Origin of the sequence: Microcoleus sp. (assembly GCF_041354475.1) — a bacterium.
In the GTDB taxonomy this organism is placed as follows: Bacteria; Cyanobacteriota; Cyanobacteriia; order Cyanobacteriales; family Microcoleaceae; genus Microcoleus.
The window spans coordinates 1-9,726 of the sequence record NZ_JBGJZU010000046.1 but is presented as its reverse complement, the minus strand read 5'-3'; the positions used below and the strand labels follow the sequence as shown (position 1 = coordinate 9,726).

Genomic DNA, 9,726 nt, shown 5'->3' with positions numbered 1-9,726 from the left:
TTCTCTCCTTTCAACCCTTCTTCCTCCTCTTCCTTCTTCGCGCTCTTCGCGTCTTCGCGGTTCGTTAAAAAAAACTTAAAAAAAAGCCTAGAGACGCAGATACCTGCGTCTCTAGGCTAAAGTCGATCGAACTGAGCTAAAAAATCAGCTTCCCACCTTCTTCGGCGCAAAAGGAGAACCTGACTCAAAGGCACTAAAACCACCAGCAAAATCCTCGCCGTAGGCTTCTTCACCGTGTTGACCAATATCCAAACCTTGGTCTTCAGTAGAGGAAGGTACTCGCAATTCCATAAACTGTCCCAGAAGTTTCAGGATCAAAAAAGTACCAACCGCAGCAAAAACATAAGTAGCTATAACACTGAGGAATTGAATTCCCAGTAGCCCAGGATTGCCGAACAGCAGCCCATCATTTCCGGCTGAGTTAACGGCTTTAGTCGCAAACACGCCAGTCAGCAGCGCGCCCACAGTCCCGCCGAGACCGTGTACTGGGTAGGTATCCAAAGTATCATCAAATCCCAGTTTAACCCGCAAGCTAACGGCAAAGAAGCAACACACCGACGTGATAGAACCGATCATGAGCGCCCCAATGGGAAGGACGAAACCAGCAGCAGGAGTGATGCCCACCAATCCGGCCAGGAAACCACTAGCAATGCCCACTGCTGTGGGTTTGCCTCGGAGTACCCATTCCAAAATTGTCCAAGTTAAGCCGCCTGCTGCTGTAGAAATCATCGTGGTGACAAAAGCTACAGTTGCCAAGGAGCCAGAACCCAGAGCACTACCGCCGTTGAAGCCAAACCATCCGAACCACAGCATTCCAATGCCCAGCAACACGTAGGGGACGTTGTGAGGGGTGTGGGGTTTGTTCAAATGGTCTTTGCGAGGTCCAATTACCCAAGCTGCGACTACGGCAGACACGCCGGAACTGATGTGTACTACGGTGCCTCCGGCAAAGTCGAGGGAGCCGATCGCCCCCAGCCAGCCTCTACCCCAAACCCAGTGGGCTAAGGGAGAGTAGATGAAGGTGGACCACAGTAGTACGAACCAGAAATAGGTTTTAAAGGTGACTCGTTCGACGATCGCCCCAGAAATCAATGCTGGAGTGATGATGGCGAACATCATCTGATAAACCATGAATACTTGGTGAGGAATTGTCGGTGCGTAGCCGACGGGATCGATTTTGTCGGCTGTGACACCGTTCAAAAACATCCAGTCTAAGCCCCCGATGAAGCTTTCGAGTCCTGTGCCAAATTCCGGGGCTTTGATGGATACATCAAAGGCTAAGCTGTAACCCCACAGCGTCCAGGTGACACCGATCATTCCCATCATCACCAAACTCATCATCATGGTGTTGAGGACGTTGCGCGATCGCACCAGTCCTCCATAGAAAAATGCTAGTCCAGGTGTCATGAACAGCACCATTGCTGAGGAAACTAGCATCCAAGCTGTATCGCCAGTGTCGATCGGGTTTGGTGCAGCAACCGCAGCAGCAGGGGCAGTGTCTTGAGCTAAGGCATTATTCATCAGTGGCCCGCTCAACAGCCACATTGCAATTAGTCCGATCTTTAAACTTTTTTTGAACACGTTAGTGTTACCTCTAATACTCAGTAATTTGCAGAGTTGACCGAGCCGATTTTAGATGTGAGGATGTTAGATGCAATAGTTATTTGGTTTTAAGATCCTGTATGACTGGAACAAATCTTAAATAGATAATTCCCGCTCCTCAATTTTTCAACTGCTGATAGGCAGACTCATCTAAAACCGTCAATCTGTCGCCCCAAATTTAGTGACTTTTGGATTGCACCATTTGTGACCTAGGTTTTTCTGTATCTAGATATACTAAATTTTCTCGTCTTAGATTTTCTTAATCATAAATCAATACGGGATGCGGGAAACTCAGAGACTTCAGTCCTTCCTAGGGAAGCGGCGCGAGGGACTTTAGTCCCCGTGTTCTTTCTTTCTTTCTTTCTTTCTTTCTTTCTTTCTTTCTAAATATTTTGTCGATCAAGCTTGAGATATCTACTATAATCACTAAAAGTAGACAAATTAACCAATATTCAGGAAAATAGAGGTGACCAAAACCCAAAAAACAATGGGAGTTCAGCAAGTATTACTGTCTCCAAACAAAGAGGTTAAAGCATTGTTGGAGTATCTCTGCCAACAATCAGGTAAACTGTACAACAGTGGGGTTTATTTAGCTCGTCAAACTTTTTTTAAGACCGGAAAACTGTTGACGGGAAAATTCGACTTATCTTTTGAATCGTCAGTTGCCAAATCAATGGTTGCTAAGTCGTTGCCATCAACACCAATGCAGCAAACATTGATGTCAGTCACAGAAGCCTTCAAATCTTTTAAAGAATTAAGAGACTTGTACATCAAAGGTCAATTGCATTTTAAGCCCAAGCCACCGGGATACCTGACAGGTTCTAAGTTGTTCAAAGTAGCTTATCCTAATTCTGGAGGTTTAAGACCGAAACTTGTTGGCAATCAGTTAAGATTCTCCTTGGGCTTAACCGTGAGGCGATGGTTTGGAATTCCTGAATTCTTTCTACCTATGCCGTCAAATCTTGATTTTTCCAACGTGAAAGAGTTTACGATTCTCCCTAAAAATGGTGCTTTTTACCTGGAAATGTCCTACGAGGTTGAAAAAGAACAACACAATCTGGACATAGGTCAAGCATTATCAATTGACTTGGGAACTGCTGATAATTTAGCAGCTTGTGTCGATACACTAGGAAATTCCTTCTTAATTGATTCTCGTGGAATGAAAGCGATGAATCAATTGTGGAACAAAAAAGTAGCAACTAGAAAAGAAGGAAAGCCAGAAGGTTATTGGGATAATTGGCTAGACAGTGTGACTCGCAAACGTAATCACCAAATGCGTGATGGTATCAATAAGGCTGCCAAGTTGATTGCCAACCATTGCCTTAAATCCGGAATTGGTACACTGATAGTTGGGTGGAATGAAGGTTTTAAGTTTAATAGTAATCTCGGTAAAGCGAACAATCAAAAGTTTGTTCAAATGCCTTTAGGTAAGCTGAAAAATAGGTTAAAAGAACTATGTGATTTGCACGGTATCAGGTTTGTTGAAACTGAAGAAGCGTATACATCGAAAGCTAGTTTTTTAGATGGAGACTCCCTACCCAAATATGGTGAAAAACCATCTGGGTGGAAAGCATCTGGAAAGCGGATTAAACGTGGCTTGTATCAGTCAGCTAATGGCAGGGTGGTAAATGCAGACTTAAATGGCGCTGCCAACATTCTGAGAAAAGTAGCGAGTAGGCTAGGCGTAGACCTCAGCCGACTTGGTAGACGTTGCTTGACGAACGTAGCGAGAGTTAGACTTTGGGTATTACCCAAGCCTACTTTGTCCGCAGAATCTCAGCGTATGAAAGACCTGAGAGTGTCAACCACTGGTACTTGACTCATGAGTAACCTATATTCGTGTTTCTAGTAATTAGAGTGACATACTCCCACGTCAAGCCGAGTACAGCTATGACGTGGGCATCTTTGCAGCCCTACTAAGGGTATACAAAATTTCCTTTTTAGCTAATTTTTTAATTGGATCTGACCAAAAAGTTGCAATGCCGATCGCCATACTAAATAACCTCGATCGTTGAGGTGGAGCCCATCTGTGCTGAGTTCGGTTAATAGGTTGCCGTCGGCATCTGTAAACATGGGGTGCAAATCCAAATACAAGACATTTTCCGAAATTGCAATTTCTTTCAATCGCCGATTGATTTCCCGAATCCGATGATTAGAAATAGCTAACAGCCGATCGCGATTTTCCCAAGTAGCTTGTTCCCCGCTATGGGGCAAAATCGATTGCACCACCACTTGTGCCTTGGGATGAGCCCACCGCAAGTCGCGAATAATCTGTCGCTGGTTGTCCAAAATCCCTTCATCCGTCGCCCCCCGCAGCAAATCGTTAATCCCGATCATCACAAACACGGTATCCGGTTGAGTGCGATCGAACAACTGTAACCGCTTCAGCAAACCCACGGAAGTTTCTCCCGAAATTCCCTGATTAAGCCAAGTTCGATCGATGGGCAACAGCTTCGTCGGAAACCACATACTCAAAGAATCCCCAGCCAAAACACTCAGCCTGGAGGGTCGATTTACTGCCGCCGCCTCAGCTTCCCTCCCTAATTGTGTTACCCACTGCTGGTAAGTCCACTTATGTCGCTGTCCCACCATCGGCTGATCGGAGACAGATTTGAGAGGATTTTGCTGGCGCATTTGTTGGTCAACCCTAGCAGCACTAACGGCTGCACTGGCTGGGGAGCTTTCTGACAAGTTTTGTCCCCCCAGCATAAGTTGAGCTACAGTGACTATAAGTATCCCATTTGTCAACAGAGATAGCCAAGCCCAAAAGGGAACTCTTTTAGATCGTTCCCTTGCGAATATGAGCCGTTGACTCTTCCGTCCGCTAAATCCTCCAAACTTCTCCATAAACTCAGGCGATTTGCAGGCACCACAACAAATAATTGGCACGCATTACTGCATCAAAGTTTACCGCTCCAGTTTCGCCTCAATTCTTTTGAGAATCAAGCACTGTAATGTGTTTGGCAAGGGCGGCGATGCAGAAATTGGCTTTTGCCGACCACTCTACCACAAAAAATCTACCCGCCAAAGTTTATGAGTTAGTCGTGGAGGCAAAATCCCAGGAGGTGTTCAATCCAAAAGCAATGACAATAGGAGATCGCGATTGTGTTAGAGTTTCATCTCCTTGCTGGTGTTGCTGCCAAAGTCGGCTTCCTTCACAAATCCGCTGTAGGCTTCCATACCGTGTTCTCCGATATCCAAACCTTCAGTCTCCTCTACAGCACTGACTCGGATGCCCAGCAAAACCTTGAGTGCATACCAAAAAATCGTACTCAGCAGCACGGTCATCCCGCCTACAGAAATAATCCCGATCAACTGTGGTATTAGTTGATCGAAACCTCCCCCTACCAGCAATCCTGCTTTCGGCCCTGCGGTATAAATGCCAGTTGTCGGGCCATCGGCAAATAAGCCTACTGCCAGAGTTCCCCAAATCCCGCAGACTAGGTGAACCGAGGTTGCCCCTACAGGGTCGTCAATTTTCAAGTTGTCAAAGAATGTTACGGCAAAAACTACCAAAATGCCGGCGATCGTGCCGATAATGGCAGCATTGGGTATGTTGATGTAAGCGCAACCAGCAGTAATTCCGACTAACCCAGCCAGGATGCCATTAATCACCATCGAAAGGTCTGGTTTGCCCAGATACAACCAAGCGGTGATGGTAGCCGCAACTCCCCCGAAGGCTGCTGCGGTGTTAGTGGTGATGGCAATATGGGCGATCGCATTAGCATCCACTGCCATTGTCGAACCGGGATTGAACCCGAACCAACCCAACCACAGAATCAAACAACCCAAGGTAGCAATGCTCATATTGTGTCCCGGCATCGCCACAGTATCACCGTTACGGTACTTACCAATCCGCGGGCCCAAAAATGCTGCTCCCATCAAAGCGGCCCAACCGCCTACAGAGTGAATCGCTGTCGAACCTGAAAAATCGTAGAAACCGGCTTTTGCCAGCCAGCCACCGCCCCAAATCCAATGTCCGGTAATCGGGTAAGCAATCCCTACTAACAACAAACTGAACACTAAAAAATCAAGGAATCTAATTCGCTCTGCAACGGCTCCAGAAACGATCGTGGCAGTAGTTCCGGCAAAAACTAATTGGAAAAAGAATTTGGCATTCAGAGGTACTCCCGTCCAATTTAACGAGCTGAAAATACCTTTGTAAGCCTCTCCGGTGGCGGGGCTGTTATCAGTTATATTCCACAAGAAAAATCCACCACTGGTGCCGATAAAACCATTGCCATCACTGAACATTAAAGCAAAGCCGACCGCCCAATAGGCAATGGTAGAAAGCGCAAAAACAATCAAGTTTTTTGCGAGGACATTAACCGCATTTTTCTGGCGACAAAATCCAGTTTCTAACATGGCAAAACCGGCGTTCATAAAGAACACTAGCATCCCTGTTACCATCACCCACATGGTGTCCATACCCACCTTCAGGGTTGCCAATTGTTCGTCAGTGCTCGGTTTGGGGGGCGTTTGGGCTACTGCTGCATATCCCCATACTAAACAGATGATTGCAGCTAAAGGTATACAAGCTTGCCAACTGGGACTGAGCCTGCGGATGGCTAATTGCATTTTTGAGAAAGTGGGTACTTGCTCCCACAATTTGGCTCCGTTTTTTGGCAGATATTTTGGCTTGATTTTTTTCCAGTTGGTCTGTTTCCGACTATTTGTTTTCACTGTTGATTTTCTCCAGACTAATCGCAACAACAATAATTTAAAAAAATCTCAACCTTACTCCAAAATTGAGAGATTATTGCTTCAGATTGAGATAGTTATGATACCCTAATTCTTCGAGTTGATGTTGTTTTTCCATTACGGATTCGGACAAGCTTCGACGATATTGTTGGACTCGCTCTAGCAATTCTGGCTGGTAAACTGCTAAGATCTGAACTGCTAACAAGCCAGCATTTTTAGAATTGCCGATCGCCACTGTGGCTACAGGTATCCCTGCTGGCATTTGGACGATCGAGTACAAAGAATCTAATCCTTGCAGGTGACGGCTCGGCACTGGCACACCAATCACCGGCAAAGGTGTTAAAGATGCTACCATACCAGGTAGGTGGGCGGCTCCCCCCGCACCTGCAATAATCACTTTCAATCCCCGTTGGTGCGCGTTTTGGGCATATTCTACCATGCGCTCAGGGGTACGGTGGGCTGAAACGATCGCCACTTCGCAAGGGATGTTGAATTCTTCGCAAACTGCGATCGCATCTTTCATAGTGGGCAAATCAGAATCGCTACCCATGATAATTCCAACTGTCGGTTGATTCATCTAGTTTTGAGATTTGAGCTTTCCGATCAATGCTAATCTAAAATCTAAAATCTAAAATCTAAAATCGGATGACTGAAGCGAAAAACTCAACTTTTTTCCCTACAAATATTCTCAATGCGAGGCTCCCCGGTTGTAAGGAATTGCAGATGCTGGCTGTGGATGAAACTGGCATCATTCAAGAAGTTTGCCCGATGGACAAAGTGTTTAAACGGGTTTCTCCCCCAAATTTACAAGTCATCGATGCAGCAGGTGACTGGGTTTCTTTGGGCGGAGTTGACTTGCAGATTAACGGTGCCCTCGGTTTGGCTTTCCCGGATCTAGAAACCAAGCATAGGGAATTTTTGCCCGAAATTTGTCAATTTTTATGGAATCAGGGAGTCGATGCTTTTTTGCCGACTTTGGTGACAACTTCACTAGATAAATTTAGACGATCGCTCTCGACTATTGCTGATTTTATACGCACTACAAAAAATACTACTTCCCCAACCAATCAAGTCAAAACAGCCTCAATCATCGGCGTTCACCTCGAAGGGCCTTTTCTTAATCCCCACAAGCGAGGTGCTCACCCCTCAGAATTTCTTTTGCCACTAACCATAGAAAATGTCAAGTTAGTTTTAGGAGATTGTGCTGATATTGTCAAAATAATTACTTTAGCACCAGAGTTAGATAGCACTGGGGAAGTAATTTCTTATTTACAAAGTTTGGGAATTACAGTTAGTCTCGGACACTCTCAAGCGACAGCAGAACAAGCCCAACAAGCTTTTGTACGGGGTTCTTCCATGGTAACTCACGCCTTTAATGCGATGCCGAGTTTGCACCATCGAGAACCGGGTTTGTTGGGGGCAGCCATTGTTACTCCGGGTGTTAAGTGCGGTTTAATTGCTGACGGCAAGCACGTTTCTCCGACAATGATTGATTTTTTACTGCGCGCTGGTAGATACGAAACAGGTGTTTTTTTAGTTAGCGATGCTTTAGCTCCTTTGGGTTTACCAGATGGTGTTTATCCTTGGGATTCTCGTCAAATAGAGGTGAGAAAAGGTACTGCTTGGGTAAGATTAGATTATCACTCACCACTCGAATCGGCTACTTTGGCTGGTACAACACTACCACTTTTGGGGGGAGTTCAAAATTTGGTGAAGTGGGGAATTTGTGATGTGGCAAGCGCCATCGCCCTAGCAACGGAATCTCCTAGAAATGCGATCGGACTTTCAGGAATCATTGGCTTGCCCGCCACTCAATTGTTACGCTGGCATTTGGATGAACCGACAAAGGAATTAACTTGGCATCGCTTGTTTTAAACGAAGATGGAAGATGGAAGATAGTCCTTCAACTAGGTACGCGCCTACCGCAGCGTAGCCGGAGGGCAGGAACCACATTTACTGAAGAAGTAACAAAGGAAGAAAAAAAATTCAACTTGGGAAATTTACCAATGCCCAATCTTTTTCGGGCAAATTCCAAATTACGACCCTCAAGCATTATAATACCTAACTGTTGGCAATAACTCAGCAGCAGGCAGACTAATGAATTTGGCAAACGACAAGGATATTGTCAAACAGTATTTTAACTCCACGGGATTCGATCGCTGGCAACGGATTTACGGCGATGGCAAAGTCAATAAAGTGCAGCTAGATATTCGCACCGGGCACCAGCAAACAGTAGATACAGTCATCCAATGGCTGCAAGCTGACGGCAATTTGCGCGGGCTGTCAGTGTGCGATGCCGGCTGTGGCGTTGGCTCTCTCAGCATTCCTCTGGCTGAGGCTGGGGCAATTGTTTCTGCTAGCGATATCTCTGAAAAGATGGTAGCAGAAGCCTACGATCGAGCTACAGCAGCTCCGGGCAAGCTCTACAACGTCTCCTTTACAGCCCAAGATTTAGAAGCATTGAGTGGCAAATTTCACACGGTGATTTGTCTCGACGTGCTAATCCACTATCCTCAGAGTAAGGCTGCGTCCATGATTGCTCACCTCAGTTCGATCGCCCAATCCCGACTAATTCTGAGTTTTGCCCCCAAAACTTTAGCACTCACCGTGCTCAAAAAAATTGGTGAATTTTTCCCCGGTCCTAGCAAAACAACTCGCGCTTATCAGCACCGGGAAGCTGATATCATCAAAATCCTAGAAAACAATGGTTTTGTGGTGAACAGAACAGCCATGACTAGCACGAGCTTTTATTATTCTAGATTGCTGGAAGCTGTACGGAAATAGGGTAAAAATATCAGCAAATTCTCAGGCAAATTTAGATAATAGCAAATCCGGTTCAGTCATCCCCTCGATCGTGTTGCAAAAGTGCGTCGCTGTTCTAATCTTTGTATTCTTGGCGAGAATTGTTTCTAGCGACGCACCCGACAAGGGCTAAGCGGGATTTATAGCCAACAAATTTTTGGGTTGGTTCTCAACGGTCATCACCAATACACCATTAATTTTATTCGGGTCGATCGCACTTACGATCGCATTAACCCACAGATTGACCTTCTGCGGTTCCCCGTGCAAAGGCAATAAAATGCGATCGCAGTAATACAGTTTTCTATCTCGATCGCCTTCGGGTGACAAAGCAGCATTTAACCATTGACTAAAATTCTCATTCTCGATTTTAATTAAATCACCCAAAAATACACCCTCTACGACTTCTCCCTCGTTAGCACCTAGCAATTGTTTAGCCCGATCGTTAGCAGTAATTATGTTACCTTGGGCATCTGTGGAGATTACACCATGCGGGAGCGATCGCTACGCCTCTAATCGCCAATTAATTGGACAAACGTGGACTCAGCATACAAAAGAAAACCTTGGCACCTCAAAAGTGGTCATTCTTTTTGGCATACCTGCTGGCATCACAGGATAGAGGCT

General features: G+C 45.7%; 7 protein-coding genes and 1 pseudogene. 3 read left to right on the top strand and 5 right to left on the bottom strand.

Features of this window, described 5'->3' with window-relative positions:
• Positions 1-144 precede the first annotated feature (144 nt).
• Positions 145-1,521 (bottom strand): ammonium transporter, encoded by a 1,377-nt coding sequence (locus ACBR23_RS17375; RefSeq protein WP_371120042.1) that lies wholly within the window; start codon positions 1,519-1,521, stop codon positions 145-147.
• A gap of 547 nt (positions 1,522-2,068) precedes the next feature.
• Between ACBR23_RS17375 and ACBR23_RS17370 the strand changes: the two genes are divergently transcribed.
• Positions 2,069-3,421 carry an RNA-guided endonuclease InsQ/TnpB family protein gene (locus tag ACBR23_RS17370; protein WP_371120041.1) on the top strand — a complete coding sequence of 451 codons (1,353 nt, stop codon included), beginning with the start codon at positions 2,069-2,071 and terminating at the stop codon, positions 3,419-3,421.
• A gap of 125 nt (positions 3,422-3,546) precedes the next feature.
• Here the strand turns inward: ACBR23_RS17370 and ACBR23_RS17365 are convergent, their stop codons facing one another.
• The 3 genes from ACBR23_RS17365 to purE all read right to left on the bottom strand — a co-directional run bounded on the left by ACBR23_RS17365 (position 3,547) and on the right by purE (position 6,880).
• On the bottom strand, positions 3,547-4,449 hold the full coding sequence (locus tag ACBR23_RS17365) for an SGNH/GDSL hydrolase family protein (RefSeq protein WP_371120040.1): 903 nt from the start codon (positions 4,447-4,449) through the stop codon (positions 3,547-3,549).
• Positions 4,450-4,710: 261 nt separating this feature from the next.
• Complete coding sequence (locus tag ACBR23_RS17360; protein ID WP_371120073.1) at positions 4,711-6,210, bottom strand: ammonium transporter; 1,500 nt, start codon at positions 6,208-6,210, stop codon at positions 4,711-4,713.
• 148 nt (positions 6,211-6,358) lie between these two features.
• Positions 6,359-6,880: a 5-(carboxyamino)imidazole ribonucleotide mutase gene (purE, locus tag ACBR23_RS17355; protein ID WP_371120039.1), complete on the bottom strand. Its 522-nt coding sequence runs from the start codon at positions 6,878-6,880 to the stop codon at positions 6,359-6,361.
• A 68-nt stretch (positions 6,881-6,948) separates the two neighbouring features.
• Between purE and nagA the strand changes: the two genes are divergently transcribed.
• The gene (nagA, locus tag ACBR23_RS17350) at positions 6,949-8,178 is read left to right on the top strand and encodes an N-acetylglucosamine-6-phosphate deacetylase (protein ID WP_371120038.1); all 1,230 of its coding nucleotides are present in this window, start codon (positions 6,949-6,951) and stop codon (positions 8,176-8,178) included.
• Positions 8,179-8,400: 222 nt separating this feature from the next.
• On the top strand, positions 8,401-9,087 hold the full coding sequence (gene bchM / locus ACBR23_RS17345) for a magnesium protoporphyrin IX methyltransferase (RefSeq protein WP_371114379.1): 687 nt from the start codon (positions 8,401-8,403) through the stop codon (positions 9,085-9,087).
• A gap of 147 nt (positions 9,088-9,234) precedes the next feature.
• Here the strand turns inward: bchM and ACBR23_RS17340 are convergent.
• Positions 9,235-9,591 (bottom strand): annotated as a pseudogene (locus tag ACBR23_RS17340) (adenylate/guanylate cyclase domain-containing protein); the annotation flags it as partial.
• Positions 9,592-9,726: the final 135 nt, after the last annotated feature.

Coding starts and splice junctions, on each gene's coding strand:
- ACBR23_RS17375 (WP_371120042.1), bottom strand. CDS start 1,521: ATGAATAATGCCTTAGCTCAAGACACTGCCCCTGCTGCTGCGGTTGCT.
- ACBR23_RS17365 (WP_371120040.1), bottom strand. CDS start 4,449: ATGGAGAAGTTTGGAGGATTTAGCGGACGGAAGAGTCAACGGCTCATA.
- purE (WP_371120039.1), bottom strand. CDS start 6,880: ATGAATCAACCGACAGTTGGAATTATCATGGGTAGCGATTCTGATTTG.
- nagA (WP_371120038.1), top strand. CDS start 6,949: ATGACTGAAGCGAAAAACTCAACTTTTTTCCCTACAAATATTCTCAAT.
- bchM (WP_371114379.1), top strand. CDS start 8,401: ATGAATTTGGCAAACGACAAGGATATTGTCAAACAGTATTTTAACTCC.